Origin of the sequence: Sphingopyxis sp. BE235 (assembly GCF_031457175.1) — a bacterium.
GTDB lineage: Bacteria > Pseudomonadota > Alphaproteobacteria > Sphingomonadales > Sphingomonadaceae > Sphingopyxis.
In genome coordinates this window covers 1,159,593-1,185,456 of the sequence record NZ_JAVDWC010000002.1, presented here as the reverse complement: position 1 = coordinate 1,185,456, position 25,864 = coordinate 1,159,593, and the positions used below count along the sequence as shown (strand labels likewise).

Sequence of the window (25,864 nt, the reverse complement as noted above, 5' to 3'; positions counted from 1 at the left end):
ACGGCACAAATTGTTCGACCGGGCCGAGGGGCATATCGATGGAATCGGCCAGGATCTCGTCGCTCGGCCGCGACACGCGGGCGAGTCGCCTCATCATCCTTCTCCTGACGATCGGATTTGTTGCGCTCCTCGCGGCGGCATTGACTGCTTTTTATGTGCAGCGCCAGAATGAGGCCGACGCCCGAAAGGTGGCGCACACGCTCGCTGTCGAGGCAAATCTCGGGGCTTTCGCCAGCGCGACCGAACGAATGGAAACGGCGCGCCGCGGGCTGATCCTCACGCAGAACCCGGCCTTCGCGGCGATCATGGATGAGGCCGAGGACCGGTCGCGCGCCCAGCTCGCCTCGCTCGAGGCGCTGATTAGCGACAATCCAAACCAGCGCGGCCGCGCCGCCAGGCTCCGCGCGCATCTCGACGCCTATGGCCGTCATTACCAGGCGACTCTCGGCCTTCGCGGCACGGACCGCTCGGCACTGATCGCCGACTTCGCGAACGACAAGGGGGTGCTCGAGGTGCGCGCTGCGCGCGCGGTCGTCGAGACGATGCTCGAGAGCGAACTCGCCCTCCTCAAGGATCGCGAAGCACGCCAGCAGCGCACACAGTCGCTGTTCACCCTGACGCTGATCGGAACCGGCATTCTCCTGCTGGTCGTTGCAGCCGCCACGCTGCTCCTCGTTCGCAACAATCTCGTCGAGCTCCGCGCATCGCGCGCGGAACTTCGCCGTCTCAACGAAGGGCTTGAGGAACTGGTCGATGCGCGCACGGGCGAACTCAAGCGCGCCAATGCCGAAATCCAGCGCTTCGCCTATATCGTGTCGCACGATCTGCGTTCGCCACTCGTCAATGTGATGGGTTTCACGGCCGAACTCGAGACCGCGCGCAAGGCGATCTCGGGCTATCTCGAACAGGGCGATGCGCAGGGCTGGAAGGCGCCCGACGCCGCGACGCGGCTCGCGATCGAGGAGGATCTGCCGGAATCGATCGGCTTCATTCGCACCTCCACGCAGAAGATGGACCGGCTGATCAACGCGATCCTCAATCTCTCGCGCCAGGGTCGCCGCACGCTCGCGCCCGAAACGCTTGCTCTCGGCGACGTCGTGGGCGCGATCGTCGGCAGCCTGCAGCACCGCATCGACGAGACCGGCACGACGGTCGAAGTGTCGGACCTGCCGACCGTGATCAATGACCGGGTCGCGGTCGAGCAGATCCTCTCGAATCTCATCGAAAATGCCCTCAAATATTCGCAGCCGGGGCGGGCGGGGATCATTCGCATAGCCGGGGGCGCCGATCTCGGGCGCGCTTGGGTGGCGGTCGCCGACAATGGTCGCGGCATCGAGCCGCGCGATCACGAACGTGTGTTCGACCTCTTCCGAAGGTCGGGCGTCCAGGACCAGCAGGGGGAGGGGATCGGTCTTGCCCACGCCCGCGCGCTTGCCTATCGCCTCGGCGGTAATATCGAAATCCAGTCCGAACTCGGTGCGGGTTCCACCTTTCGGCTGATCCTGCCCCTCGTGTGGCAAAGCGGAGAAGAAGATGCCTGACCAACTGCCCGTAAACATCGTGATGATCGAGGACGACGAGGGGCATGCGCGCCTTATCGAGAAGAACATCCGGCGCGCCGGCATTTCCAACAAGATCCATCATTTTCTCGACGGCACCTCGGCTCTCGAGTTCCTGTACGATGCGGCGGAGGGCCCGGTGCGCAACGGGCCGGCGCTCGTGCTGCTCGACCTCAATCTGCCCGACATGAGCGGGACCGACATTCTCGCCAGGCTGAAGGCCGACAGCAGTCCGCTGCGCCGCACGCCCGTCGTCGTGCTCACGACCACCGACGACAAGATCGAGATCCAGCGCTGCTACGACCTCGGCTGCAACGTCTATATCACCAAGCCGGTGAACTATGAGAATTTCGCCGACGCCATTCGCCAGCTCGGTCTCTTCCTGTCGGTGATCCAGGTTCCCGATCCCGACCCGGCTTGAGACCCGCCCTGGCCCACATTCTCTATATCGATGACGACGACGGCATGCGGCGGCTTGCGTCGCGCGCGCTTGGCCGGAAAGGTTATGAAGTCAGCGTCGCGGCAAGCGGCGGCGAGGGCGTCGACATGGCGAAGGTCACTGCCTTCGATCTCGTTGCCGTCGATCACTATATGCCCGGGCAGGACGGGCTTGCCACGCTCGAGGCGCTTCGCGCCCTGCGCGACTGCCCGCCCGTCGTCTATGTGACGGGCTCCGAGGAGAGCCGCATCGCCGTGGCGGCGTTGAAGTCGGGTGCCGACGATTATGTGGTAAAGTCGGTCGGCGAGGATTTCTTCGATCTCTTGGCCTCGAGCTTCGAACAGGTGCTCGAGCGTGCCCAGCTTCGGCGCGCGCGCGCCGAGGTGGAGAGCGAGCTGCGCGCGACCAATGCGCGGCTGGAAGCGCTGCTCAAGGAAGTGAACCACCGCGTCGCGAACAATCTCCAGATGGTGATGTCTTTCGTCGCCCTCCAGTCGAAGACGATCGCCGATCCCGCCGCCCGCGAGGCGCTGCAGAAGACGCAGCAACGGATCGCGACGGTCGCGCAAGTCAACCGGCGCCTCTACACCACAGACGACGTCGAATATGTGGCGATGGACGACTATCTGGGCGGCCTTGCCGAGGATCTCTCGGCAACCTGGTCGACGGGGGTCGCCGCGCGGCGTGTCATCGCCGACGTCGAGCCCATGCGTGTGGCCACCGACAAGGCCGTTGCGCTCGGCATGATCGCCAACGAATGGGTGAGCAACGCGTGCAAATATGCCTATGGCGACAGCCATGATGGCGAGATTCGGATATCGCTTCGCCGGGCCGACGAGACATTGCTCGAACTCGCGGTTGTCGACGACGGGGCAGGGATGCCGTCCGACGGAACGGCGCGCGGCACAGGTCTCGGAACGCGCCTCATCGAAGCTTTGGCGCGGACCCACAAGGCGGCTGTCTCTTACGGCGCGGTCGATGCATCGCGCGATATGCCGGGCACGAGCGCGCTCATCCGGATCCAGTTGCGACCGGGCGAGCTCAAAGCCTAGTTTGCGCCGCGCGGCTGCCGCGCGGGTTCGGCCGCCGCTGACGGGCCAGGCTGGACGAGCGCATCGGACTGCTTTTCGGGGCGGATGTAGATCGAGCTGATATCGCTCGACGCGGCCTTGAGCTCGGCCTCGATCGCCTCGATCAACGTCTCGGCCTCACCCATGGCGAGACGATCCTCGAAGTCGGCGCTTACCGCGACGAAGATCGAATTGGGTGCGGTGTGGATCGTGCGCACATGATTGACCGCTGTAATTTCGCGGCGCCGTTCGACGATGGTCCAGATACGCGCGATCAGTTCGGGGTCCGCAGCCTCGCCGATCAACAGCTCCTTCGCCTCGCGGGCTAGAAGGATCGCGACCGCCGCCAGGATTGCGCCGATCGCCATCGAGGCGATGCCGTCGATCCGCGGATCCCCTGTCGCATGGCTCAGCCATATGCCGCCGGCGGCGATGGCGAGGCCGGCGAGCGCGGCGCTGTCTTCGAACAGGACGATGAAACCTGCAGGATCCTTCGACCGCCGCACCGCCGTCCACCAGCCGAGCCCGCGCCGCCCGGCGTTGAACTCGCGCACCGCGATCCCCCACGACGCACCCTCGAGCAGGAAGGCGATGGCGAGCACCACATAGTTGATCGTCGGATCGCGAAGCGGCTCGGGATCCCGGTAGTGAACCCAGCCTTCGTAGATGGAAATGCCGGCTCCGACGGCAAAGATGAGGATTGCGACGACGAACGCCCAGAAATAAAGTTCGCGGCCGTAGCCGAAGGGGTGACGATTGTCGGGCGGCCGCTTTGCCTTCGCCTGGCCGTAGAGGAGCAGCATCTGATTGCCGCTGTCGACGAGCGAATGGACCCCTTCCGATAGCATCGACGAGGAACCACTGATCGCCGCGGCGACAAATTTGGCGACGGCGATGCCGAGATTGGCAAAGAGCGCACCGTAAAGCACGATGTTCGCCCTGATATGATGCGCCCTCGAGCGCGGCTTGCCCGTATCAGACTGGTCTATCACCGAGCTACCTTCGCCATCGCGGCCCAAGGGGCCGCGCAGGCTCTCGATATCGATAGACAGGGGATGGGACGCGTCATGGGTCAGCTACGCCCGGCGGGGCGGCACGTTCCCGAGACGCGTCGCTATGTCCCAAGCCGGGCGGCTCCGCCTGATTATCATTTGCTGGCTGCAGCAGCGACCGGTGATCCCATCGCGAGCGCGCGAGGTCCGGTGACGCGCCACACCGTGTTCGAGAGATCGTCGGCGATCCAGAGCGCGCCGCGCGCCGGGTCCCAGGTGACGCCGACCGGGCGGCCGCGCGCTTTGCCGTCCTTGATGAAGCCGGTCACGAAATCCTTCGGCTTGCCGGCAGGACGTCCGTTGGCGAAGGGGATGAAGCTGACCTTGTAGCCGGCGAGAGTCTGGCGGTTCCAGCTGCCATGCTCTCCAACGAAGGCGCCCGTCTCATAGCCCGGCAGCCCGCCTTCGGTCGCAAAGCTCAGCCCGAGCGGCGCGACGTGCGAACCGAGCGCATAATCGGGAGTGACTGCGGTCCTGACGAGCTCGGGCTTTTGTGGATGAACGCGCGGGTCGGGATGGCGTCCCCAATAGCTGTAGGGCCAGCCGTAGAAAGCGCCCTCGCGCACCGAGGTCAGATAATCGGGTACGAGCTCGGCGCCAAGCTCGTCGCGTTCGTTCGCCACCGCCCAGAGGATGTTCGACGATGGCTCGAAGGCGAGGGCGGTCGGGTTGCGGATGCCCGAGACGAAGATGCGGCTCGCGCCGGTGGCGGCATCGACCTCCCAAATGACGGCGCGATCCTCCTCGATGCTCATTCCCCGCTCGCCGATATTGCTGTTCGAGCCGATGCCGACATAAAGCTTCGACCCGTCCGCGCTCGCGGCGAGCGATTTCGTCCAGTGATGATTGATCGCTGCCGGGAGCTTGGTCACTTCCTCGCCCTTGCCCGCGATGCGCGTCGCGCCCGGCGTGTAGGCGAAGCGCAGCAGCGCACCCTGATTGGCGACATAAAGGTCGTTCCCGACGAGCGCGAGGCCATAGGGCGCGTCGAGATCCTCGATGAAGCTGGTACGAAGTTCGGGTTTGCCGTCGCCATTCGCGTCGCGCAGCAAGGTGATGCGGTCGCCGCCCTTCACCGAGGATTTTCCGAGGCTCTTGATATAGCCCGCGATCACATCCTTAGGGCGGAGCTTCGGCGCATGGCCGCCGGACCCTTCGGCGACGAGGATATCGCCATTTGGGAGCACGAAAATCTGGCGCGGAATCTTGAGGTCGGTCGCGACCGGCACGATCTTGAAACCGGCGGGAACGGTCGGAAGCTCGCCGTTCCATCCTGCAGGCTTGGCGATCTTCATCGGTGGGACGAGCGTCTCGTCGATCCTCGGCAGGCTCGGGCTGGTGCCCGTCTGGTCGAGCTTTTCATCGCCTTTGCCGCAGCCGGCGAGCGCGGCTGCTAGCGCCGCCGCAGCGACGAGGCCAAGCGAGGTCTGGCGGTTCATGCGCGGGGCTCCTTCGCTGCGTGGAGAAGCCAGGCGGCGGCAATCGCTGCAAGTGTGGATAAGGCCGAGAGGGTCACGCCGGTCGTGCCGACCGAACTCCAGGCATCCTGGCTATGCTTGAAGGCGTTCACGAGGCCCGCGATCCACATAACGAGGATCAGCAGAAAATAGGCGATGGCAGGCCCGCGCTTTAGCTGCTTTCGGCCTCGGATAAATGCTATGGCGGACCACAGGAGCACCGGAGCCCCGAATATCAGCCCGCCCGTGATCAACCAGGCCGAGAAATTGCTCCACTGCATCTCGGCGCTGTTGAGATAGGTGATGTCGGAAAGGAGCGCGCTGCTGAACAGGGCGACCGGAAAGGCGAGGAGAATGGCGTGCAGCGGATGGGGCGCGTGTCGGCGATAGGGCGGGTCGGTGAGAGGCGATGGGGCCGTTGCCATATTGATCTCCATGCAGGCCCCCGTCTGGATAATGCGCCGACCGCCCAATAGTTTCCCGGAACCCGCGCGCCGGGCGCGACGTTGGCAATTGGATGGATCCGTCCTCGATTCCCTATTGTGGTCCCGCGCCGATCCCGGCTGACTGGATGCTGCGCTGGAATCTCGATCCCGGGCTGTTGGCGGCGCTGGGCGCCGCGGCGCTGATGGCGTGGCGATGGAAAGCGCGCGGTCCCTTCTGGGCCGGGTTCGCGCTGATCGTCCTGCTGTTCGTGTCGCCGCTATGCGCCCTGTCGTCGGCGCTCTTCTCGGTGCGCGTCGCGCACCATATCATCCTGACCGCGGTTGCGGCTCCGCTGTTTGCGCTCGGCCTGCCGCGGTTTCGGCCGCGCGGCGGTGCGCCGCTATGGGCGGCCGCGCACATTCTCGCATTCTGGATCTGGCACGCGCCGGCGCCCTATGCTCTCGCGCTGGCGAGTGACGGCGCCTTCTGGTTGATGCAGCTTTCGTTGCTCGCGACCGCGTTCGGCTTCTGGGCTTCGCTCCGCTCGTCGTCGCCGCCGCTCGCGATCGGCCTGCTGCTTGCCATGATGGTGCAGATGGGGCTGCTCGGGGCGCTCATCACCTTCGCGGGCGCGCCCCTCTATGCGCCCCATCTCGCGACGACGATGGCCTGGGGGCTGGCGCCGCTCGAAGATCAGCAACTGGCGGGGCTCATCATGTGGGCTCCTGCCGCGGCTCTTTATCTCGGCGCGGCGCTCTGGACCGGCTGGCGCCTCCTCGGCGAGCCGCCCCCGGTGGCAGCATGATCGAGGCGATCCAGGCGTGGGCGGCGCGCTATGCCGCCGACCGCCGCTACTCGCCCGTCGGGCAGCTATTCCACTGGACGATGGCCGCGCTCATCCTCTTCCAGCTCGGCTGGGGCTGGCGCATGAGCCGCATCGACGCGGGTGGCGACAAGTTGGAGGCGTTTCGGGTTCATGCCGAACTCGGCCTGCTGATGCTCGTGCTTGCTGCGCTGCGCGCGATCTGGCGGATGATCGTGCCGGGTCCCATCAACGATGCCGACCGGCTGGGCTGGCAGACGGCCGCAGCCTATGTGACGCACATACTCTTTTACGTCTGCTTTTTCGGTCTGCCGCTCTCGGGCTGGGCGATGTGGTCGGTGGTCGGCGGCGAGCCGCTCGAAGTGGCGGGGCTCCTTCCCTGGCCGCACATGCCCTTCGACAGTCTGGAAAAAGGCATTCAGTGGTGGATTCTCGACTGGGCGGAGGGAATCCATGCGCTCCTGATCATTCTCCTCGTCGCGATGATCCCGCTGCACGTCGGCGCGGCTCTGAAACATCATTTCTGGGATCGGCACGACGTGCTGCGGGGGATGTTGCCCGAGCTTCCGGAGGATGGGGCGGAAAGGACGCCGCATGACGGGACACCGCCGCAAGCTCGGCGACCGAGAGCAGGCGGCTGACGCGGCGCATCTCGGATAGCGGGTCATTGTTGCGCTTCGCTTCGCGCCACGCGCGAAGCTGGCCCGAGATATAGGCGGCGGGCTGACCGGCCAGCGGCGGATTGGCGGCATCGCCCACGCCGCCCACACCGTGGCACGAGGCGCAGGACGGCAATCCCCGCGCGGGATCGCCCTCGTCGTAGATGCGCGCACCCGCCGGATTGCCGGCTTCAACCTGCCACGCCGCGGGCTGGATCGCCGCGTAGAATGCCGACACTTTCGATCGGTCGCCGTCGCCGAGTTTGCGGGCGATTGCGCGCATCGCGGCATGCTCGCGGCGACCATTTGCATAATCGTCGAGCTGCCGATGGAGATAGCCCGCGTCGAGCCCGGCGAGGCGCGGCGCGTCGCGCCCGTCGCCTTCGCCCTGCAGCCCGTGACAGGTGAAGCAGGCCGCTTCGGCGCCCGCATCGCCGCCGCTCATCGCGATCGTCTCGCCCGTCGCGCGAAAGCGGTCAGTCGGCGCGGGCGCTTGGCATGCGGACAGGAGGAACAGGAGGAGGAGGGGGGCTTTGCGCACGCTTCGGGAACCAATGGCCGCGCGAGGTGGTTCCCAAAGCGAAACGAGGACGGTGAACGGCTATGAAAGGGGGCGCTGCGATTTCGGTCTTGATGCTGCTCGGCGCCTGCGCGCCCGCCCCGGTTGGGACGGCACCCGCAGACCCCGCCGCCATCGCGCGCGGGCGCGATGCGGCGGCGCGGCTTGGTTGCGGCGCCTGCCATGCCATGCCCGGGATCGCCTGGCCGAAAGGGCGCGTGGGACCCCCGCTCGCGGGCTTCGGGGCTCGCCCGCTGATCGCCGGCGAACTGCCCAATCGCGCGCCGCAACTTGCCAACTTCGTCACCGACGCGCCGGCAATGGTGCCGGGGACCGGGATGCCGGCGATACCGATGAAAAGAGCCGAAGCCGACGACATCGCCGCTTGGCTGCTGAGCCTCGATGACTGACCGGGCGCTGCCTTCCGAAGGCTGGCCGCCGGCCGTGCTCGATCCCGCCGGCCCCTATTCGGAGCCTGTGACGGTGCTCGCGTGGGTGCTGCTCCTTGGCGGAACCTTGATATTGGTGATCGTGCTTGGAGCACTCTGGGTCGCGCTGCGCGGATCGCCTCGGCTCAAGACCGGGCTCGGCGGCGAGAAGGCGATCTGGATTCTGGGATTTGCCTTTCCCTCGGTCGTGCTTACGGGTCTGCTCGTGTGGGGCCTGTTGCTCACCAGTTCGCTTTCGGCGGCGCGCGTTCCCGAAGGCGCCATGCGCGTCAAGGTCATCGGCGAGATGTGGTGGTGGCGCGTCCATTATCAGGACGGACAAGGCCGCGAGACGCTGCGCGATGCGAACGAACTCCACATTCCGATAGGACAGCCCGTCCTGCTCGAACTCGAGGCGGCCGACGTCATCCATAGCTTCTGGGTGCCGCGGCTTGGCGGTAAGATGGACATGATCCCGGGGCGCACCAATCGCCTGCTGATCGAGGCCGATGCGCCGGGTATCTACAAGGGGCAATGCGCCGAATATTGCGGCGGCCCGCACGCGCTGATGGGGTTTGTGGTGGTGGCCCACACCCCGGCGGACTTTGCGCGGTGGCAGGCTTCGCGGCTCCCGTCGCAAGGCGCCGGCGGCGAGGGGCTTGCACTTTTTCTGTCGAGCGGCTGCGCCGCCTGTCACACGATCCGCGGCACGCCGGCGCGCGGACTAGCCGGTCCCGATCTGACCCATGTTGGCTCGCGCAAGACGCTTGGTGCGGGCATATTGCCCAATAATCCGGGAACGATGGCGGGCTGGGTCGCCGACAGCCAGGCGATCAAGCCCGCGAACCGTATGCCCGCCTATCACCAGTTCAGCGGCGAGGAACTGCAGGCGCTCACCGCCTATCTGGTCACACTCAAATGAGATGGGAAACGGGGTTCGATCCCGCGCTTTACGATCGCTTTCCGACCAGGGACGAGCGGCCGAAGGAAGAGGAGGAAGAACTCCGCCGGATCTGGTACAAGCCCAAGGGCTGGGAATATCTGTTCGCGGTCAACAATAATTATATCGGCATCTACTATCTCGGAACCGCTTTCCTCTTCTTCCTGATGGCGGGCGTCCTCGGTCTGCTCATGCGTGCGCAGCTCGCCGCGCCGATGCTCGAAATCCTGCCGCAGGGCACCTATAATCAGGTCTTCACCATGCACGGCACGGTGATGATGTTCCTCTTCGCGGTGCCCGCGGTCGAGGCGGCAGGCGTGCTCCTGCTCCCGCAGATGCTCGCGGCGCGCGATCTGCCGTTCCCGCGGCTGTCCGCCTATGCCTTCTGGGCCTATGCCGTCGGCGGACTTTGTTTTTTCGCTTCGATCTTCGTCGGGCTCGCGCCCGACGGCGGCTGGTTCATGTATCCGCCGCTGACGTCCAAGGCCTATTCGCCGGGAATCAACACCGACTTCTGGCTGCTCGGCATCGGCTTCATCGAGATCAGCGCGATCGCGGGAGCGATCGAGATCATCGTCGGCGTGCTGCGGACGCGCGCGCCGGGCATGCGCCTCGACAGGATGCCGATCTTCGCCTGGGCGATGCTCGTCTTCGCAGTGATGATCGTGATCGCCTTTCCGAGCATCATTCTCGGCACCTTGCTGCTCGAGATCGAGCGCGCGTTCGGCTGGCCCTTCTTCGACGCGACGCGCGGCGGAGATCCCTTGCTCTGGCAGCATCTCTTCTGGTTCTTCGGCCACCCCGAGGTCTATATCATCTTCCTGCCCGCCGCCGGGATGATGAGCATGATCGTCGCGACCGTCGCGGGCGAGAGGCTCGTCGGCTACCGGCTCATCGTCCTTGCGATGATCGCGACGGGCTTCATCAGTTTCGGCGTGTGGGCGCATCATATGTTCACCACCGGCATGCCGCCGATGACGACGGGCTTCTTCTCGGCCGCCTCGATGGCGGTCAGCGTGCCGGCGGGCATCCAGGTCTTCTCGTGGATCGCGACGCTCGCGATCGGCAAGCCGAAGTTCAATGCGCCCGGCCTGTTCGTGATGGGCAGCATCGTCATTTTCGTGACGGGGGGGCTAACGGGTGTGATGGTAGCGATGGTGCCCTTCGACTGGCAGGCGCACGATAGCTATTTCATCGTTGCGCACCTCCATTATGTCCTGATCGGCGGCATGGTCTTTCCGCTGTTTGCGGCCTTCTATTACTGGATTCCGATGGTGAGCAAGCGGGCGCTGTCGGAGCGGCTCGCGAAATGGGTGTTCGGCCTCATGTTCCTCGGCATGAATGTCGCCTTCCTGCCGATGCATCTGGCGGGGCTGCAGGGCATGCCGCGCCGCGTCTACACCTATCTGCCGGGGCAGGGTCTCGAACTTCCCAACCTCGTCTCGACGATCGGCGCTTTCATGCTCGGGCTCGGTGTGCTCCTCTTCCTCATCGACCTGGCGCGCAATTTCCGGCTCGCGCCGGGCGAGGGCAATGCCGGAAATGTGTATGGCGGCGGCACGCTCGAATGGTTGCCGAGCGAGCTCTATTCGACGCGCTCGATCCCGGTCGTCACGAGCCGCGAGCCCTTGTGGGACGATCCTGCGCTCGCGGATGAGGTCGAGGAGGGGCGCTATTTCCTGCCGCGCTCGGCGACGGGCCTTCGCGAGACGATCGTCACCAGTCCGCTGCTCGCCGAGCCCCAATATCTGCAGATCATGCCGGGGCCGTCGCCATGGCCGTTCGCCGCCGCGATCTTTACTGCGGGCTTCTTCCTCGCGCTGACGGTGCAGGCCTATATGTTCGCATGGGTGAGCGGCGTGCTCGCGGTGATCTCGGTACTGCGATGGCTTTGGGAAACCGACCGGCCGGTCGAAATCGAGGGTGTCGACATTGGCGCCGACATCCGCGTCCCGACCTACGTTACCGGGCCGTCGAGCCATGGCTGGTGGGCGATGGTCATCCTGCTTGTCGTGATGGGCATGATCTTTCTCATGGCGCTGTTCAGCCTTGCCTTCCTGTCCTCGAACCAGCCGGGCTTCTGGCGGCCGCCGCCGCCCCTCGGCGAGGCAATATCGATCCTGGGGCTCTACGCTGTCGCAATCGGTCTCGCGCTCACGGCACGCGCATGCCTTCGACGCTCGCCCTTCTGGTCGGTATTCGCGCTTCTTTTGTCCGCGGCGGTTTCGAGTGCGGCGCTTGGCTTGGATTACGTGAGTTGGTCGAGTAGCGAACTTGGTCCCACTGCTAGCGGGCAGGGGGCTGTCGTATATGCGCTGCTGGCCCTTCAGGTATGCGCAGCGGCGATTGCAATCTTGATGGCGCTTTACTGCGCGGCGCGTGCTGCGCGCGGCCTTGTCCCGCAGCCTAGGAACAACAGCATCGACCTCGCGATGCTCTTTCTCGTCTACACCGCGGCACAGGGGGTGACGGGCGCACTCGTCTCGCGACTGGTCGGCGCTGGCGGATGAAGAGCTGGTTCATCATGATGGGCGGTCTCGTCCTGTGGGCCGTACATTTCTTCCTTCTCTACCTCCTCGCCGAGTTTGGGGGCAGCGGGTCCGGCGTACGCCTCGCGGCATCGCTCTTTACCTTGGTTATTCTCGGCGGCGTGGCATGGATGTTCGTAGCGGTGCGGCAAAAAACGCCCGGCGATCCCTTTGCCCGGTGGCGACGGCGTGTCGCCATGCTGACGCTGACGTTCGGCGGGCTCGGAATCGTCTTTCAATATTTGCCCATCTTGCTCGTTGATCGATAGGACGGCGGGAACGAGGGCCGCGCCGGATCGGGCCGGCGGCCAAATTCGGGAGTTGGATGGATGCCGCTGATCGAGGCTATTGCGAGGTGCGAAGAAGAACTGCGGGCCGCGATGCTGGCCGGCGATGTCGAGGCACTGGAGCGGCTGCTTGCGGAGGACATGATCTTCGTCGATCAACAGGGGGTCAGGCGATCGCGGGAGGGTGATATAGCGGCGCACCGTTCGGGCCTGCTCGACCTGAGTTCACTCGACTTTCGCGGCGACCGCCGCATTTGGTCCCACGGTGACGTGGCGAGCGTCGTCGTAACGGCCGATGTCGCGGGAACCTATGCCGGCGCGGCTTTCTTCGGGACTTTTGCCTATCTCCGGCTCTGGAAGCAGCAGGGCGACTCTTGGCAGATCATTCTCCCTCAATGCACGGCTTGTTCCTCGTCGGAGCTGTGATCGAAGTCTGCCTCGGGGAGGTTGAGCGCGGCATCTGTCGAGCGCGCTCTGGCCTCGCAGGCTCGGCCAGGGGTCGCACGGATGTAGGGCCGCGCGTGCACACTTGCCTCGCTTCTTGCCGGTGCGGGCGCGCGCTTTCACGGCGGGCAAGCCGCGCTGCGCGCGGCTCCGGCCACGGCTCCGCCGCGTCCGACCCGCCGCTTCCGCCCGCACGCCGCCCCGGCTGCGGCTCCGGCAAGAGTGCGGCTTTCGGCCCTTCGGGCCAGCGTTCTCGCTGCCAAGGTCAATCCGGCCTGGCGCGAAGCTTGCGGCGGATCGTTTTCAGCGCGTTCTCGAGACCTTGCGAGCGATATCCGCCTTCCGGCGTTTCGCGATCGAACAGGGCGCCGTCGTCATCCCGGCCAAGCAAGAATTCAAGCGCTTCGACAAGGTCCTGATCCATGGTTGTTCTTCCCGTCACCGCGCCAGCGTCACCGATATGGGACAATGATCGGAGTAATGCTTGGTGCCCGACCCGTAGAGCGTCTCGGCAAAGCTCAGCATGTCCGCGCCGGCGCGCCGGTCAAGGACGATATGATCGATGAAACTGTCGTAGCGCGGATCGCATTTCGGTCCCGTCCCGGCATCTGCGAGACGGAGATCGGCGTTCAAGGGCGTGCCATCATCGAGCTCGGACCAGACGCGGTCGGCTGCAAAGCCGAGCCGGCGGTTCCAGTCGCCGAGCAGGGCGAAGCGCACAGGCGCCTCGGCAGCCGCATCGACCCACGCCTCGAGCGCGGGGATCTGCTCGGACAGGATCGGGCACGCCTTGGCGGTATCTCCGGCAAAGCAGCCCGACTTCAAGTGAATCGAAAGCAGACGGAGCGGCCTCGCGCGCTCAGGTCGGAGCGTGATGTCGACGCCCGAGCGCAGTTGAGGATTGCCGAGCATGAGGCTGGTCACATCGGGGTGGCGGTCGAACGCGATGGTCTTGCGGATCGCGAATCCGACAGCCTGGCGGATCACGCGCTGCGACTTGTGCTCGCCGCCGCAGGTCCCGCTGGGCGCACCGGCGCGCTCTTCCATGACGACGGTATAGCGGGCGGGGTCGAACACGCGCTCTGCCGCCGCGACACTCTCCGCTTCCTGAAACGCGATCACGTCGGCGTCGAGCCCATCGGCGATCTGCCGCATGGCGGCATAGTCGGCGTCGGTTCGCGGCTGACATCCGTCGCCGTTACGCTCGGCAAGGAATTCGAGGTTCCAGCTCGCAAGGGTGAGCGGCCGGTCTTGCAGGACAGAGGGCGAAAAGGGCTGCGAAGCTTGCTCGGCCCCCGCGCAAGCGCTGAGCGAAAGGAGAGTAGCAGCTATAAAAAGGAGGCGCTGGTTCATCGGGCGCTTCTGGCCGCGACGCGGGGCGCTTTCAACCTCTTCGTTGGCAGCAATATTATCTGGGGAGAGAACCTCGTCTCCCGGGAACCAGGGGGAGAGACGAGGCAGTACAAGAATGCGCACCTACGAGGAATTGTTCCGAATGACGTGTAATATGATATTGATTTCGATCAAGTTTACCCGAATTGCCGTGCGGTACTCGACTTTCCAACAAGGAGGTTCGTGATCCATTGTTCGGCGCGAGCTGATGTCTGGCTTCGGCGATTCATAGGGACTTCGTGATCGCGGGAACAAGGCTGGCTCCCTTGCCGTTGTTAAAGAGCCTATATCGGAGACCGATGCATGCAGCAGCAGATTGCAGTCGTGACGCTCGGGATCGCGGATCTCGTCCGGTCCCGCCGCTTCTATAGGGAAGGCTTCGGCTGGACGCCGGTGTTCGCGAACGAGGAAATCGCCTTCTATCAGATGAACGGTCTGATCCTCGGCACATGGCTTGAGGCAAGGCTCGCCGAGGACATGACGCGGACCTCGTTCGGCGGCCCGGGGGCCTTCGCGCTCGCCCATAATGTCGGGTCGGCGGAAGAGGTCGATGCGGTGATCGCGGCCCTGGAAGCCGCAGGCGGGCGGGTGCTCCGGCCGGGCGATGCGCCGCCGCATGGCGGCTATCGGGGCTATGTCGCCGATCCCGACGATCACGCCTGGGAAATCGCTTGGAATCCGGCTTGGCCGATCGACGCCGAAGGCCATGTGACCCTCGGCGCCTGACGTCGGGTCTTAGCCGTTGAGGCGATCCTTGACCGCCTTCGCCGCGCCGAAGCCGAGCTTTTTCGAGGCCGCGATCTGGATGGTCTCACCGGTCGAAGGGTTGCGGCCCTCGCGGGCTGCGCTTTCCTTGACCTTGAACTTGCCGAAGCCGTTCACCGATACTTCCTCGCCCTTGGCGGCGGCGTCGGCGATCGCGGCGAACACGGCGTCGACAGCCTTCTTGCCGTCGGCCTTGCTGGTTCCGAGCGTGCTAGCAACTGCATCCGAAAGGTCGGCATGGTTCATTCAATATCTCCCTTATGCGGTCGGCCCCTCGCCGACCGGGCTGTCTCTATAGGAGCGAATATTTGCCTTCGCTATCGCGATCAACTCGCGAGGCTGCGGAAGGTGATCGACCAGCGCGCCGTCTCGATCGGCGCAATGCTATGCTCCCACTTGTGCCGCGCTTCGCCAGCGAGACGATAGATCGAGCGCGGCGCGAGCGGCAATGAGAAGCGGTCAAACTTGTCATGGCGGCGGCGCCGGAAGCGCATCGCCGCCTCTGCCCCCAGCGAAATGCCCACGACATGCTCGAAGACGGGCCGGTCTTTGTGCCAGCCGATACCGGCCCCCGGGCCATATGAAATCAGCAGCGCCTGCGCGAGGGCGCCCGGCCGCAGATGTGCAAAGCGCTCGGCGCGAGCGGCGATCGGCGCGAGCCAGTCGGGGATCGGCGCGGCGCGTGCGAAAACCCCCGTCTGGAAATCATAGCTCCATCCAAATGAGCGGGTGAGGCGTTTGCCCTCCCATTGCTGGAACTTGAAGGCCTCGAGCCCAGCATGTTCGATATGGGCTATGAGCGCGGCTTCCTCGGCTTCCGTGACGAAGGCTTCGGCCGCTTCGAGACCGGGAAGCAGTGCACCGCCAAACAGATCGGCCTGCGCCGCGGCACTTTTGCTGACAGGGCCGTGCTTCATGTCCTTGCGAGTGCGTTCAGTTTCGCCGCGATTGCTTTCCAGCGCTCGACGCCCGCTTTATCCCCCGCGAGCGCGAGCGCACCGATGCGCGCTGCGACGAAGCGCGGTGCGCCCGCTCCATGCTGCTTTTCGACGGCGAGGGCGCAGGCCCAGAGATGGCGGTCCTCGGTGAGCATCAGAGCAGGATCGGCATATCGGGGAGCGGGGGCGACGTCCTGCCGCGGCTGCTCCAGGGGTCGTTGCTATGCTCGGCAACGAGGCGGTCGCCCGGATATTTGCGCACGAGCCCGAATGCTTCGTCGACGGGCGCATGTAGCCAGGTCTCATGATTTTCGGGACGGAGGATCACCGGCATGCGGTCGTGGATATCGTGCAGTTCCTCGGTCGCGTCCACCATTACGCCGGTATAGGCGTCGCCCCATTCGTCGGTGGGGCGCCATAGTCCCGCCCAAGCCGCAAGCGGCTGATCGGTGACGCTGATCCAGGTCTTCGTCATTGCGCCTTTTTCGCCGACGGCTTCGGCAAATGCGGTGAACGGGATCAGGCAGCGATGCGCCGGCTGGGCAAACCATTGGCTCCACATACCATAAGGATTGAAGAGCTGATCGTCGCGTGCGTTGTTCGTCGGGCTCGGCTTGTTGGGCAGACCTGTCTTCTTGCTTTTGGAGTGGCGCGGAAAACCCCAGGTCATCGAACGCAGGACGCGCTTTCCCTGCTCTTCGCGGACAACCATGCCCGAATAGCCGGGATACACATCCTCGGCGCTGTTGAAAGCCGGTACGGGGAGGTCGACGCCGAAATGCGCCGCAACCTCGGCCGCGCTTTTGCGCTCGGTGTAGAGATTGCACATGGACGTCAGTCTATCAGCATCGGGCCGGGAAGGAAGGGCATGGGCGGAAACGGCGCTCTGCTAGAGCAGCGCTTGCTGGGGCTGCGCGCTCGGCGGCAATTTGCCGCTGCGCCAAAGATCGTCGGTATGCTCGGCGACAAAATTTTCTGCGGGCGGTGGCGGACGAAACTGGAAGCCGATGACATCCTTGATCGAGCCGTGGAGCCAGCGCTCATATTCATGGGGCATGAGGAGGACGGGCATGCGATCGTTGGTGGGATGCACGAGCTCGTTCGCGTCCATCGTCATGCCGGCGTAAACGGGACCCAATTCGGGGGTGTTCTTGGCGAAGCCCGCCCAGGCCATGATCGGCTGGCCTTCGGCAGAGAACCAACTGCGTGTCTTCTCGCCCGGCGAGCCGTTGGGGTTCGCGAAGTGGGTCAGCGGAATGAGGCAGCGATAGCGGGGCTCGACGACGAGACCTTCCCACATCGGGTTGGTGAGATCGGCGACGAGACCGATGCGGCCCGGCGGATCGCCGCGCAGCCGCATCTCGCGGGTGAGGCGCGGGAAGCCCCAGAGCATCTGGCGAAGGTGCCGTCGGCCGTTCGTTTCGTGGACGACGAGGCCGGGGAGGGCCTCGATCGTCTCCGAGGGAACGGCGATATCGGTAAAGCCGCCGGCGCCGAAATGATCGGCGACGTCCGAAGCCGTGGCGGCCAGAGTGTAGAGGCGGCTCATCTCTCGGCGTTCAGGCGAAGATCTTCGTCCATTTTTCGACTTGTTCCGCAAAGCTCGCCGGCTCGAAACCGAGACCGATCTCGGTCTCGACGAGCGGAGCGCTGCCGCCGGCGGCGTAGAAGCCGCTGATATCGCTCTCGCCGAACGGGTCGAATTCCTGCGCCCAGCGATCGACGGCGATCGCGCGCGCGTGAAGCGCGGCGCCGCCATAATCGCCGAGCCCGTGCTCACGCGCGAAACGCTCGAGCAGCCGGCCATGCTCTGCAATGTCGCTGGGGCTCTTCACCACAATATGCCGTATCGTCTCGATCGCGCGCGCTAGATGCGCGCCGGTGATATGGACCGCATTGACTGCCGCGAGAAAACCGCCGGGAGCGAAAAAAACATGGCGGGCGTATGACCGCGGATGCGGCTGCCTTCGGATCTGTCGAACTGAATTACGTCGCCCATGGCCGGTCCTTCGCTGCGAGTCGGTCAGGTAGTATAGAACAAAAATAGAACAAGGGCGAATCTGCGCCGTGTCGATCAGCGGTCGACGTCGGCGGGCGGAGGAACAAGGAAGAGTGTGCGGCCCTCGACGCGCCAGGCGGAGAGCTGGGACAGAAAATTCATACCGAGGACGTCCGTATTGCGGAGCGCGGGCGAAATCACGACTTTCAGCCGCCGCGCTTCGATGGCACCGACCGCGAGCGCATCGACCGTTCCCGCCTTGGCGCGCACCGTCCCGTTTGCGGTCTGCATAAGGAGCGGCAGCAGCGTTGCATCGGCTTCAACCCCTGCTTCGCGCGCGGTTTCCGGCGACAGGGCTGTCACGGTGGCGCCGCTGTCGACAAGCATCTTTCGCTTGATGCCATTGATTTCGGCATCGACCCAGAAATGCCCGTCGCGCGCCATCGGGATTCGCACCTCGCTGCCGACCACCTGCTGTCGATCGAGACCGATCGCAGAGGTGAGTCGACCGAGGTTCGGATCGAAAGGGGCGTGCTGAAGAATGAGGAAGATAGCGAAGGCAAGGAGCGCGAAGGAGAAGAGGCCGCGCAGCACGCGGCCGACATAGGGGATTTTGAACAGCAGAATGAGGACCAGCGCCGCGCCGGCCGCATAGATCGCGAGCTGTTCCCAAGCGAGATCGGTGGTGAGGGACATATCAGGCTTCTAGCGCTGGCCTCGTGTCGCGGGGCTGAACGATCAGCTCTCCGAGATCGTCTCGTCCTCGATCGCTGCGGCGATCATGCGTTCCCAGACCTGGGCATCCCCGACCGCCAGCATGCGCCCGCTCGGCTCCCGCATCGTCTTGAGAATGGCAAGCGCCGCGGCCGTGTAATCCGGCCAGAGAACGTCCACGGCAGCGGCCGCCGATTCCAGTTCGCCTTCGCCGTTCCGGCTGACCTCATGTCCGGCAAGGACCCGGGCGATGCGCTCGATCGGCGCCGTTGCGGCAGCGTCCCAAGTCATCGGCCGTTGTTCAGATAGGCGCGAACGGCGTCCGCGCTATTCCCAACGGCATCGACCGCCTCGCGCAGTTCATCCTCGCCCACGCCGAGGCTCTGGGTCCAGTCGCGGATCTCATAGTCTTCGGAAAGGCTGATCCGATCACGATCGGGGGCGCCCGTCAGTCTCTTGTCGTCCGCCATCATGATCTCCTGCGTGAGAGGCCCGCGAAGCCGGGCCGCGCGGGAGCTGCGGCCCGGCCCAGAAGGCGCAGAATTTCCGCGCCGTCTGTGCCGCGATCCTGTCGGTACTTTGCCTTCCATAGGCCTTCCCGCCGGTTCAGGGGAAGGCATCTCAACCTCGAATGACGCACCGATGGCGGCAAGCGTTCCCGAGGAAATTTTCGGATTAACACAGGTTATTCGGGAGAGCGGATGCTCTTGTGGCGCGGAACCTTCGAAGCGAGCCAGCGTTACCCGGACATCCACCAAGGATGAATTGGCGCAGCTTTCATCGTCCCCCGCAAGTGCGGTCGGGCGAGTGGCGGACTGCGTCCAGACGGGAGATTTATCATGTTCAGATGGGCTATCATCTTTGCCGTCGTCGCGCTCGTCGCGGCGCTTCTCGGCTTCGGCGGCATCGCCGGCCTTTCGGCCGACTTCGCCAAGATCTTGCTCGTGATCGGCGTCGTCCTCTTCATCGTCGCCTTCGTCTTCGGGCGCGGACGCCGCACATTGCCCTGAGTTTCCGGGATGGCCGAAGTTTCCGACTTTGCCATCCTCACGGGTGCCGGCGATCACAAACCCCTCGGTCGCCGGCACACGACTATATCCCCTCCCTATAGCGGCCGTGTCTGAGCAGCCGCCCGGCAGACTCCAAGTCACTCCCGACGGCCGCTATTTCGTTATTCGCGGCCGGCTTTGGCGTATGTCGAACCCGGCGCTGGGGCCTGACCAGCGCGAGCGACTTGTATCCGAACTGATGACTGGTCGGCGAGACGTGCGAGCGGCGCTCGCAGCAAGGGACGGCGTTGCGCTTCGGCGGGCTCGCTCGGCGGTCGATCGGTCCAAGCGAGCGCTTGGTGAGCGCGGACCGGTGTGGTGGGACGATGGAGCTCCGGACTATAATCGGCGCATGGCAGTTAACACGCCCTATGCGCAGTGGTTCGAGGATTTGACCGACTAAAGTCGGCCTTTTTTGCCTGACAAAGATTCAGGACTTCGCCGTCATCAGCGGAGACATGGAGCCGCGATGGAGCGTCAGCATCGCCGTTCCGATCCCGGCCGCCGGGACGATCTTCAACCGTTCGGATGCGATGCCGCGATCCTCGAGCAAATGGGCGAGGAGGCTGATCTGGGCTTCGTCGCCGGCGATTTCGATCGTCGCGGCCGGAGCCGCGCGAAGGACGGTGGCGAGGTCCGCGGCTCGGCCGAGACCGATGCTCGTCAATTTGGGCCTGTCTTCTTCGAAGCCATGAAAGTTGAATGTCCTGATCTGGCCCTCGCGCGATGCAAGCCAATCGGCCATCTCGCGCGTCAGCGATCCTGATGCCGCCGCCATGGTCGAGCCGTCGGGCAGGGTGACGAGCGCACTCGTCGCTGCCTCCGGCTGGGCGGCCTCTACCGGTTCACTGCCGCAGGACTGGAGCGAGAGCGTCGCGGCACCGATTGCGAGAACGGACGTCATGAGCAATAGAATACGGGGCATCATTCATCCTCGATCCCCCTCGCAGCACCAACGCGCGACGTGAACGGATGTTGCTGCTCCCTGGCCGTTTTTAAGCCGCTGCCTGTACCTCGGCAGCGTCCTGATATCGGCATATGCCGCGGCCGCTTCGCTTTGCGGTGTAGAGCGCCTCGTCGGCGAGGCTGATCAGTTGTTCAAGGTCGCGCGACAGGTCGTCGCAGACGATGTAACCGATCGACGCCGAAACCCGGACATCATGGCTTCCGACGGCGAAGGGACGCGCGATCGAAGCTGCGACGCGTTCCGCGAGCATATAGGCCTCGTCGGGATTGCCGATCTGAAGCTGCACGATCACGAACTCGTCGCCGCCAAGGCGCGCGGCAATGTCGCCTTCGCGCAAGGTTCCCGAAATTCGTCTCGCGACCGCTGTGAGCAACGCGTCGCCTGCGGGATGGCCGAAGCTGTCGTTCACAGGTTTGAAGCCGTTGAGGTCGAGGCAATGAAGCGCGATCGGGCGGACCTTAGCGGCGCGCACATTGCGATCGAACCATTCGCGCAGCGCCAGCCGATTGGGCAGGTCAGTGAGCCCGTCGCTTCGCGCGAGCGAGGCGAAGGTGAGCCGGCGACCGATGTCATCGAGAGCGCGGGCGTGTCTTTTTCGCAAGCTGAAGATGCCGCCGGCGAGGAAGGCGGCGGTCATCAGCGCGGTTGCGATGTGGAGCGGCGTTCCGGCAGCGAGCATCGTGACGACCGGCGGCAGGACGGCGAGAAGGAGCGAGGCTATGGCGATGCGCGGGCGAAGGCTCGTCCCCGCCGCGACACCGGCCGCATAGCCGATGACGAGACAGATCGCGAGCTTGTCGATGGCTGGATCGGGTAGGGCAAGCGCCCGCGCGGCGAAGAAGCCGAGCATGGCTGCAAAGACGGTGTAGCTCGCCGCGTAGCGGCGCTCGAGCCGGCGGGCCTCACCGAGTGCGATCGCGGGATTATCCGCGGCGGTTGCGTCGCGTGAGGCAACGAGGAGCCGGGCGATCGAGGCGAGGACGCCGATCGCATAGGGTCCGGCGATCAGCATGTCGCCCGATTGTTCGATGATCAGCGCCCCGCATAGGAGAAAGCCGAGCGACATGACGAGCGAGGGCAGCAGGCCATCGTAGAGACTTCGGATCAGTTCGATTTCGATCGCGTCGGGCGAATATTTGACCGGGGTCGACATCGCTCAGCTCCATGCCGAGAATTACCGCCCACCGGGAGGATCGGTTCCTCCTGCGGACGGCCGAACCTCCTGAAATCCCGCACGCTTCAGCCTAGACGCCGAGCGTTAACAAAGTTGGAAGCGTGGGAGCATTCGCCGAACATTCGATGCCCGAAAAGGTAAAGCCCCGCTGCACAAGGCTGCGGGGCTTTCCTGAAGTCGGGTCCTGAGACCCGAGCTTGCAAATTATCGACGCGCGGATGGCCGGATTGTTCCCGTGGCCGTCGATATTATTTCAATCATCGGCAGCGCACATTGCTGCGATCGATTTCGCGCCCGACGGCTGCCCCGCCGAGCGCGCCGATCACGGTGCCGAGCGTTTCCGACCTGCCGTCGGCGATCACGTTGCCGAGCACGCCGCCCGCGATCCCGCCGACGATCAGGCCGGTCGATCCGTCGTTGCGGCGGCAATAATATTTGTTGTCGCGGCCGCGATAGATGCGGTCGTTGTCGCTGAGGCGGCGTTCGCGATAGCGCCGGTCGTTGCGATAATAATTCTCCGCATAATAGCCGCTGTAGCGCGGGTCGGGGCGATCATAGTCATAGCGGCCATATTGGTCGTAATAGGCGCGATCATAATAGCCATAGCCGCCATCGTCATAGGCATAGCTGCTGCCGGTCGAGGCGCAAGCCCCGACCATGGCGGTCGCGGCGGCGAGAGGAAGGATCATCAGGCGGTTCATCGGCATCACTCCATTTGGTTGCGTGCCGGGCCGACTTGGCGGGGCATGCGCTGGCCCCTCATGATCTAGACCCCTGAAACCATGTCGAGTTCCGCCCCCTGCCATTTGAAAGCTAACGGAAATCCCGAGGTTTGATCTTGATGCCTTCGGTGGGTTGGCCGGGAATGATACCCGACCCAAGGCGGAGGTCGGGAATATAGATGTCGCGCGGATTGCGTCCGAGCGGCTTCGTTTCCGGATCGCGCGGGTCGGGGCCGACGGGGCTCTTGACGACGTCGGCGCGGCCGACCCTGTAGATATCGGCAATATCCTTGCGTTCCCCGACACTCGCGAGCAGCGGGGAGAGGTCGTCGAGCCTTTGCGCGACGATATGGATGACCTCGCCCTCGCGCTGAACCTGACCGCGCACACCCATCATCGCGGCGCCAAGGACAACGCGGCGATATTTCTCGAAGACATTGGTCCACACGACGAGGTTCGCGACCTCGGTCTCGTCTTCGAGGGTGATGAACATGACGCCCTTCGCCGAGCCCGGCTTCTGGCGGACGAGGACGACCCCGGCGAGGTTGACCCAGCGGCCGTCCTTGATGCCTTGAAGCTCCCGGCAAGTAATGATCTTTCGCGCGCGAAGCTCGTCGCGGAGGAAGGCAAGCGGATGGGCTCTCAGGGAGAGACCGGAGGCTCTGTAGTCCTCGACGACCTCGGCGCCTTCGCCCATCGGCGCGAGCAGCGCCGCTGGTTCCAGCGCTTCGCGCTGGAGCCGTCCGGCGCGTTCGTCGGCAGCCTGGAAGAGGGGAAGGGCGGCAGGTCCCAAGCCCTTCACCTCCCACAACCCTTCCCGGCGCGAGCTTCCAAGCGAGGCGAAGCCGTCCGCATCGCCGATCCGGTCGAGCGCTCCGCGCCCGACGCGTGCGCGGCGCTGGATTTCCTCGGCGCTGCTATAGGGTACGCCGGCACGGGCCGCGGCGATCGCGGCGCCATCTTCGTTGGCGAGGCCGCGGACCATGCGCAGGCCCAGACGCACCGCATGATATTTGCCGTTGGCAGTCTCTTCGAGCGTGCAGTCCCAGCGGCTGTGATTGACATCGATGGGCCTGATCTCGACGCCATGATTGCGGGCATCGCGGACGATCTGCGCGGGCGCGTAAAAGCCCATCGGCTGGGCGTTGAGCAGCGCGGCGCAGAATGCGTCGGGATGATGGCATTTCATCCACGACGAGGCATAGGCGATGAGCGCGAAACTCGCGGCATGGCTCTCGGGAAATCCGTAGGAGCCGAAGCCCTCGATCTGCTTGAAGGTCTTTTCGGCAAACTCGCGGTCGTAGCCGCGGCCGACCATGCCATCGATCAGCTTGTCGCGGAAATGGCTGACCCCGCCGGTGAGCTTGAAGGTCGCCATCGCTCGGCGGAGGAGATCGGCCTCGCTCGGCGTGAAGCCGGCGCATTCGATCGCGACGCGCATCGCCTGCTCCTGGAAGAGCGGGACGCCCAGCGTCTTCTCGAGCACGCGCCGTAGCTCGGGGGTCGGATACGTGACCTCCTCCTGTCCGTTTCGGCGGCGGCGATAGGGATGGACCATGTCGCCCTGGATCGGGCCCGGCCGGACGATCGCGACCTGAATGACGAGATCGTAGAAGGTGCGCGGCGCCATAAGCGGGATCGAGGCCATCTGCGCGCGGCTCTCGATCTGGAATACGCCGAGCGTGTCGGCCTTGCGGATCATCGCGTAGGTCGCGGGATCTTCCGCGGGAATGGTGGAAAGATCGTGCTTCAGTCCCTTGTGATCGTGCAGGAATTCAAAAGCGCGGCGCATGCAGCTCAGCATCCCCAAAGCAAGGATGTCGACTTTCATGAAACCGAGGGCGTCGATGTCGTCCTTGTCCCATTCGATGACCTGCCGGTCTTCCATCGCGGCGGGCTCGATCGGCACGAGTTCGTCGAGCCGGTCGCGCGTCAGCACGAATCCGCCGGGGTGCTGCGACAGGTGGCGGGGCGTGTTGATGAGCGTGCGCGCCAGCTCGAGCGTCAGCGCGAGGCGCTTGTCCCCGAGATCGAGGTTCAGGGCTTCGGCATGCTTTTCCTCGACGCCCTCGCGGCTATAGCCCCAGACCGCGCCGGCGAGCCCCGCGGTGATGTCTTCGCTAAGCCCGAGCGCCTTGCCGACTTCGCGGACGGCGCCGCGCGAGCGGTAACGCGTGACAACCGCGGTCAGTGCGCTGCGGGTCCGGCCATAAGTTTCGTAAATCCACTGGATAATTTCCTCGCGCCGCTCATGCTCGAAGTCGACATCGATATCGGGCGGCTCCCGGCGCTCGGCGCTGACAAATCGCTCGAACAGGAGTTCGGACCGCACCGGATCGATCGAGGTGATACCGAGGACGTAACAGACCGCGCTGTTCGCCGCGCTGCCTCGGCCCTGACAGAGGATCTCCCGGCGACGTGCTTCTGCGACGATCGAGTGCACCGTCAGGAAATAGGGTGCGTAATCGAGTTCGCCGATCAATCTGAGTTCATGCTCGAGCTGGGTACGGACCGCCGGGCTGACGCCTTCGGGGTAGCGGAGTGGGGCCTTTTCCCATGTCAGTCGCTCTAGCTCCTCCTGCGGCGTGCGTCCGGGAGCCTGAATCTCGTCGGGATATTGATAGCGCAGCTCTTCGAGACTGAAGCTGCAACGCTTCGCGAAATCGACCGTGCGCGCGACCGGCGAACTATCCTTGAGGTAGCGGAGAAACAGGCGTTCCATCTCGGCCGCCGTCTTGATGTGGCGGTCGGCGAAGCGTTCACGGCGATCGCCAAGCTCGTCGATCGTGCATTTCTCGCGGATGCAGGTGACGACATCCTGCAGCAGGCGCCGGTCGGGCATGTGATAGAGGACGTCGCCCGTTGCGAGCGTCGGCACTTTCGCTTTGGCGGCCAATGCTGCGAGATCACGCAGCCTGATCGCATCGCCGGGGCGGCGCCGGATCGTGAGGGCGAGATAGAGGCGATCGTCGAAGATGCGCCTTGCGCGAGCGATCGCCGCCTCGGCTGCGCCATCGGCGCGGTCGGGAAGCAGGATTGCAAGCAGGCCTTCGGTCCAGTCCTCGAGATCGGGCCAGTCGAGATGGCAGGAGCCCTTGCCGGCGCGCGTCTTGCCGATGCTGAGCAGCCGGCACATCCGGCCATAGGCCAGCTTGTCGGTCGGATAGACGAGAAGGGCGGTGCCGTCGGCAAGATCGAGGCGCGTGCCGGTGAGCGCGCGGACCCCGGTAACCTTTTCGGCGTCCCACGCGCGCACGATCCCGGCGACGCTGTGCCGGTCGGCGACGCCGAGCGCGGGTAGGCCGAGCATTGCAGCGGCGGTGAAGAGCTCCTCGGGCGAGGAGGCGCCGCGCAGGAAGCTGAAATGCGTCGTGACCTGCAGCTCGACATAGGCCGGTCCTTCATCGGTCATGCTAAGGCGCCGCTATTGAGCGGCCGCACTCTCAAGCGAATGCGATTTGATGCCGGCCGCA

General features: G+C 64.9%; 31 protein-coding genes and 1 pseudogene. 13 read left to right on the top strand and 19 right to left on the bottom strand.

Going from position 1 to position 25,864, the window contains the following annotated elements; genetic code table 11:
• Nucleotides 1-38: 38 nt before the first annotated feature.
• From J2X38_RS12820 to J2X38_RS12810, 3 genes are read left to right on the top strand one after another with little or no spacing between them, the layout of a single operon-like run.
• Nucleotides 39-1,541 carry an ATP-binding protein gene (locus J2X38_RS12820; protein ID WP_077029163.1) on the top strand — a complete coding sequence of 501 codons (1,503 nt, stop codon included), beginning with the start codon at nucleotides 39-41 and terminating at the stop codon, nucleotides 1,539-1,541.
• Entirely contained in the window at nucleotides 1,534-1,980 is a 447-nt protein-coding gene (locus J2X38_RS12815; protein ID WP_056350270.1) for a response regulator, read from the top strand. The genes J2X38_RS12820 and J2X38_RS12815 overlap by 8 nt, the downstream gene beginning before the upstream one ends.
• Complete coding sequence (locus J2X38_RS12810) at nucleotides 1,977-3,050, top strand: response regulator (RefSeq protein WP_310254602.1); 1,074 nt, start codon at nucleotides 1,977-1,979, stop codon at nucleotides 3,048-3,050. The genes J2X38_RS12815 and J2X38_RS12810 overlap by 4 nt, the downstream gene beginning before the upstream one ends.
• On the opposite strand, the gene J2X38_RS12805 is transcribed toward J2X38_RS12810, so the two are convergent.
• The 3 genes from J2X38_RS12805 to J2X38_RS12795 form a co-directional block, all read right to left on the bottom strand.
• Nucleotides 3,047-4,057 (bottom strand): cation diffusion facilitator family transporter, encoded by a 1,011-nt coding sequence (locus tag J2X38_RS12805; RefSeq protein ID WP_405053457.1) that lies wholly within the window; start codon nucleotides 4,055-4,057, stop codon nucleotides 3,047-3,049. The two genes, J2X38_RS12810 and J2X38_RS12805, sit on opposite strands and share 4 nt — an antisense overlap.
• 158 nt (nucleotides 4,058-4,215) lie before the next feature.
• Nucleotides 4,216-5,559, bottom strand: a complete 1,344-nt coding sequence (locus tag J2X38_RS12800; protein ID WP_310254599.1) for a sorbosone dehydrogenase family protein — start codon at nucleotides 5,557-5,559, stop codon at nucleotides 4,216-4,218.
• Nucleotides 5,556-6,002 carry a DUF2231 domain-containing protein gene (locus tag J2X38_RS12795; RefSeq protein WP_310254597.1) on the bottom strand — a complete coding sequence of 149 codons (447 nt, stop codon included), beginning with the start codon at nucleotides 6,000-6,002 and terminating at the stop codon, nucleotides 5,556-5,558. The genes J2X38_RS12800 and J2X38_RS12795 overlap by 4 nt, the downstream gene beginning before the upstream one ends.
• A 92-nt stretch (nucleotides 6,003-6,094) precedes the next feature.
• On the opposite strand from J2X38_RS12795, the gene J2X38_RS12790 reads away from it, so the two are divergent.
• Both J2X38_RS12790 and J2X38_RS12785 read left to right on the top strand, forming a co-directional pair.
• On the top strand, nucleotides 6,095-6,808 hold the full coding sequence (locus J2X38_RS12790; protein WP_310254595.1) for a cytochrome c oxidase assembly protein: 714 nt from the start codon (nucleotides 6,095-6,097) through the stop codon (nucleotides 6,806-6,808).
• Nucleotides 6,805-7,467, top strand: a complete 663-nt coding sequence (locus J2X38_RS12785) for a cytochrome b (protein ID WP_077029166.1) — start codon at nucleotides 6,805-6,807, stop codon at nucleotides 7,465-7,467. Before J2X38_RS12790 ends, J2X38_RS12785 begins: the two co-directional genes overlap by 4 nt.
• 34 nt (nucleotides 7,468-7,501) lie before the next feature.
• Here J2X38_RS12785 and J2X38_RS22950 read toward each other — a convergent pair.
• A pseudogene (locus tag J2X38_RS22950) lies at nucleotides 7,502-7,879 on the bottom strand (c-type cytochrome); the annotation flags it as partial.
• Here J2X38_RS22950 and J2X38_RS12780 point away from each other — a divergent pair.
• Genes J2X38_RS12780 through J2X38_RS12755 form a run of 6 tightly spaced genes read left to right on the top strand, consistent with a single transcriptional unit; the run spans nucleotide 7,775 to nucleotide 12,653 of the window.
• On the top strand, nucleotides 7,775-8,092 hold the full coding sequence (locus J2X38_RS12780; RefSeq protein WP_171013845.1) for a hypothetical protein: 318 nt from the start codon (nucleotides 7,775-7,777) through the stop codon (nucleotides 8,090-8,092). The pseudogene J2X38_RS22950 and the gene J2X38_RS12780 sit on opposite strands and share 105 nt — an antisense overlap.
• 26 nt (nucleotides 8,093-8,118) lie before the next feature.
• Complete coding sequence (locus tag J2X38_RS12775; RefSeq protein WP_310254855.1) at nucleotides 8,119-8,454, top strand: c-type cytochrome; 336 nt, start codon at nucleotides 8,119-8,121, stop codon at nucleotides 8,452-8,454.
• Nucleotides 8,447-9,394 (top strand): cytochrome c oxidase subunit II, encoded by a 948-nt coding sequence (coxB, locus tag J2X38_RS12770; protein ID WP_310254591.1) that lies wholly within the window; start codon nucleotides 8,447-8,449, stop codon nucleotides 9,392-9,394. The genes J2X38_RS12775 and coxB overlap by 8 nt, the downstream gene beginning before the upstream one ends.
• The gene (locus J2X38_RS12765) at nucleotides 9,391-11,922 is read left to right on the top strand and encodes a cbb3-type cytochrome c oxidase subunit I (protein ID WP_310254589.1); all 2,532 of its coding nucleotides are present in this window, start codon (nucleotides 9,391-9,393) and stop codon (nucleotides 11,920-11,922) included. Before coxB ends, J2X38_RS12765 begins: the two co-directional genes overlap by 4 nt.
• The gene (locus J2X38_RS12760) at nucleotides 11,919-12,209 is read left to right on the top strand and encodes a hypothetical protein (protein ID WP_310254587.1); all 291 of its coding nucleotides are present in this window, start codon (nucleotides 11,919-11,921) and stop codon (nucleotides 12,207-12,209) included. Before J2X38_RS12765 ends, J2X38_RS12760 begins: the two co-directional genes overlap by 4 nt.
• A 60-nt stretch (nucleotides 12,210-12,269) precedes the next feature.
• The gene (locus tag J2X38_RS12755) at nucleotides 12,270-12,653 is read left to right on the top strand and encodes a nuclear transport factor 2 family protein (RefSeq protein WP_310254585.1); all 384 of its coding nucleotides are present in this window, start codon (nucleotides 12,270-12,272) and stop codon (nucleotides 12,651-12,653) included.
• A 283-nt stretch (nucleotides 12,654-12,936) separates the two neighbouring features.
• On the opposite strand, the gene J2X38_RS12750 is transcribed toward J2X38_RS12755, so the two are convergent.
• Both J2X38_RS12750 and J2X38_RS12745 read right to left on the bottom strand, forming a co-directional pair.
• A complete protein-coding gene (locus tag J2X38_RS12750) occupies nucleotides 12,937-13,095 on the bottom strand; it encodes a hypothetical protein (protein WP_187140414.1) in 159 nt (52 codons plus the stop codon).
• Between the two features lie 14 nt (nucleotides 13,096-13,109).
• Nucleotides 13,110-14,024 (bottom strand): endonuclease, encoded by a 915-nt coding sequence (locus J2X38_RS12745; protein WP_310254582.1) that lies wholly within the window; start codon nucleotides 14,022-14,024, stop codon nucleotides 13,110-13,112.
• 342 nt (nucleotides 14,025-14,366) lie between these two features.
• On the opposite strand from J2X38_RS12745, the gene J2X38_RS12740 reads away from it, so the two are divergent.
• Nucleotides 14,367-14,789, top strand: coding sequence for a VOC family protein (locus J2X38_RS12740; protein WP_310254580.1), 423 nt, complete (start codon nucleotides 14,367-14,369; stop codon nucleotides 14,787-14,789).
• A 9-nt stretch (nucleotides 14,790-14,798) separates the two neighbouring features.
• Here J2X38_RS12740 and J2X38_RS12735 read toward each other — a convergent pair whose 3' ends face one another.
• The 9 genes from J2X38_RS12735 to J2X38_RS12695 all read right to left on the bottom strand — a co-directional run bounded on the left by J2X38_RS12735 (nucleotide 14,799) and on the right by J2X38_RS12695 (nucleotide 18,952).
• Nucleotides 14,799-15,074, bottom strand: coding sequence for an HU family DNA-binding protein (locus tag J2X38_RS12735; protein WP_310254578.1), 276 nt, complete (start codon nucleotides 15,072-15,074; stop codon nucleotides 14,799-14,801).
• Between the two features lie 80 nt (nucleotides 15,075-15,154).
• Nucleotides 15,155-15,745: an alpha-ketoglutarate-dependent dioxygenase AlkB gene (locus J2X38_RS12730; RefSeq protein ID WP_310254576.1), complete on the bottom strand. Its 591-nt coding sequence runs from the start codon at nucleotides 15,743-15,745 to the stop codon at nucleotides 15,155-15,157.
• Nucleotides 15,742-15,921: a DUF6961 family protein gene (locus J2X38_RS12725; RefSeq protein ID WP_293644166.1), complete on the bottom strand. Its 180-nt coding sequence runs from the start codon at nucleotides 15,919-15,921 to the stop codon at nucleotides 15,742-15,744. The genes J2X38_RS12730 and J2X38_RS12725 overlap by 4 nt, the downstream gene beginning before the upstream one ends.
• Nucleotides 15,921-16,595 carry an SOS response-associated peptidase family protein gene (locus J2X38_RS12720; protein ID WP_310254574.1) on the bottom strand — a complete coding sequence of 225 codons (675 nt, stop codon included), beginning with the start codon at nucleotides 16,593-16,595 and terminating at the stop codon, nucleotides 15,921-15,923. The genes J2X38_RS12725 and J2X38_RS12720 overlap by 1 nt, the downstream gene beginning before the upstream one ends.
• A gap of 60 nt (nucleotides 16,596-16,655) precedes the next feature.
• Nucleotides 16,656-17,315, bottom strand: a complete 660-nt coding sequence (locus tag J2X38_RS12715; protein ID WP_310254572.1) for an SOS response-associated peptidase family protein — start codon at nucleotides 17,313-17,315, stop codon at nucleotides 16,656-16,658.
• A gap of 10 nt (nucleotides 17,316-17,325) precedes the next feature.
• Complete coding sequence (locus J2X38_RS12710) at nucleotides 17,326-17,601, bottom strand: hypothetical protein (RefSeq protein ID WP_310254570.1); 276 nt, start codon at nucleotides 17,599-17,601, stop codon at nucleotides 17,326-17,328.
• Between the two features lie 239 nt (nucleotides 17,602-17,840).
• Nucleotides 17,841-18,461 carry a TIGR02281 family clan AA aspartic protease gene (locus J2X38_RS12705; protein ID WP_310254568.1) on the bottom strand — a complete coding sequence of 207 codons (621 nt, stop codon included), beginning with the start codon at nucleotides 18,459-18,461 and terminating at the stop codon, nucleotides 17,841-17,843.
• 42 nt (nucleotides 18,462-18,503) lie between these two features.
• Nucleotides 18,504-18,770, bottom strand: a complete 267-nt coding sequence (locus tag J2X38_RS12700; RefSeq protein WP_310254566.1) for a hypothetical protein — start codon at nucleotides 18,768-18,770, stop codon at nucleotides 18,504-18,506.
• Nucleotides 18,767-18,952, bottom strand: coding sequence for a DUF3606 domain-containing protein (locus J2X38_RS12695; RefSeq protein WP_310254564.1), 186 nt, complete (start codon nucleotides 18,950-18,952; stop codon nucleotides 18,767-18,769). The genes J2X38_RS12700 and J2X38_RS12695 overlap by 4 nt, the downstream gene beginning before the upstream one ends.
• 366 nt (nucleotides 18,953-19,318) lie before the next feature.
• Here J2X38_RS12695 and J2X38_RS12690 point away from each other — a divergent pair, with 366 nt between their 5' ends.
• Nucleotides 19,319-19,489: a DUF1328 domain-containing protein gene (locus tag J2X38_RS12690; protein ID WP_077029184.1), complete on the top strand. Its 171-nt coding sequence runs from the start codon at nucleotides 19,319-19,321 to the stop codon at nucleotides 19,487-19,489.
• A 469-nt stretch (nucleotides 19,490-19,958) separates the two neighbouring features.
• Here the strand turns inward: J2X38_RS12690 and J2X38_RS12685 are convergent, their stop codons facing one another.
• The 4 genes from J2X38_RS12685 to J2X38_RS12670 all read right to left on the bottom strand — a co-directional run bounded on the left by J2X38_RS12685 (nucleotide 19,959) and on the right by J2X38_RS12670 (nucleotide 25,803).
• Nucleotides 19,959-20,453: a hypothetical protein gene (locus tag J2X38_RS12685; protein WP_310254561.1), complete on the bottom strand. Its 495-nt coding sequence runs from the start codon at nucleotides 20,451-20,453 to the stop codon at nucleotides 19,959-19,961.
• Nucleotides 20,454-20,523: 70 nt separating this feature from the next.
• The gene (locus J2X38_RS12680; protein ID WP_310254559.1) at nucleotides 20,524-21,648 is read right to left on the bottom strand and encodes a GGDEF domain-containing protein; all 1,125 of its coding nucleotides are present in this window, start codon (nucleotides 21,646-21,648) and stop codon (nucleotides 20,524-20,526) included.
• A 278-nt stretch (nucleotides 21,649-21,926) separates the two neighbouring features.
• Nucleotides 21,927-22,370 carry a glycine zipper 2TM domain-containing protein gene (locus J2X38_RS12675; RefSeq protein ID WP_187140408.1) on the bottom strand — a complete coding sequence of 148 codons (444 nt, stop codon included), beginning with the start codon at nucleotides 22,368-22,370 and terminating at the stop codon, nucleotides 21,927-21,929.
• Between the two features lie 112 nt (nucleotides 22,371-22,482).
• Nucleotides 22,483-25,803, bottom strand: a complete 3,321-nt coding sequence (locus J2X38_RS12670) for an error-prone DNA polymerase (RefSeq protein ID WP_310254555.1) — start codon at nucleotides 25,801-25,803, stop codon at nucleotides 22,483-22,485.
• Nucleotides 25,804-25,864: the final 61 nt, after the last annotated feature.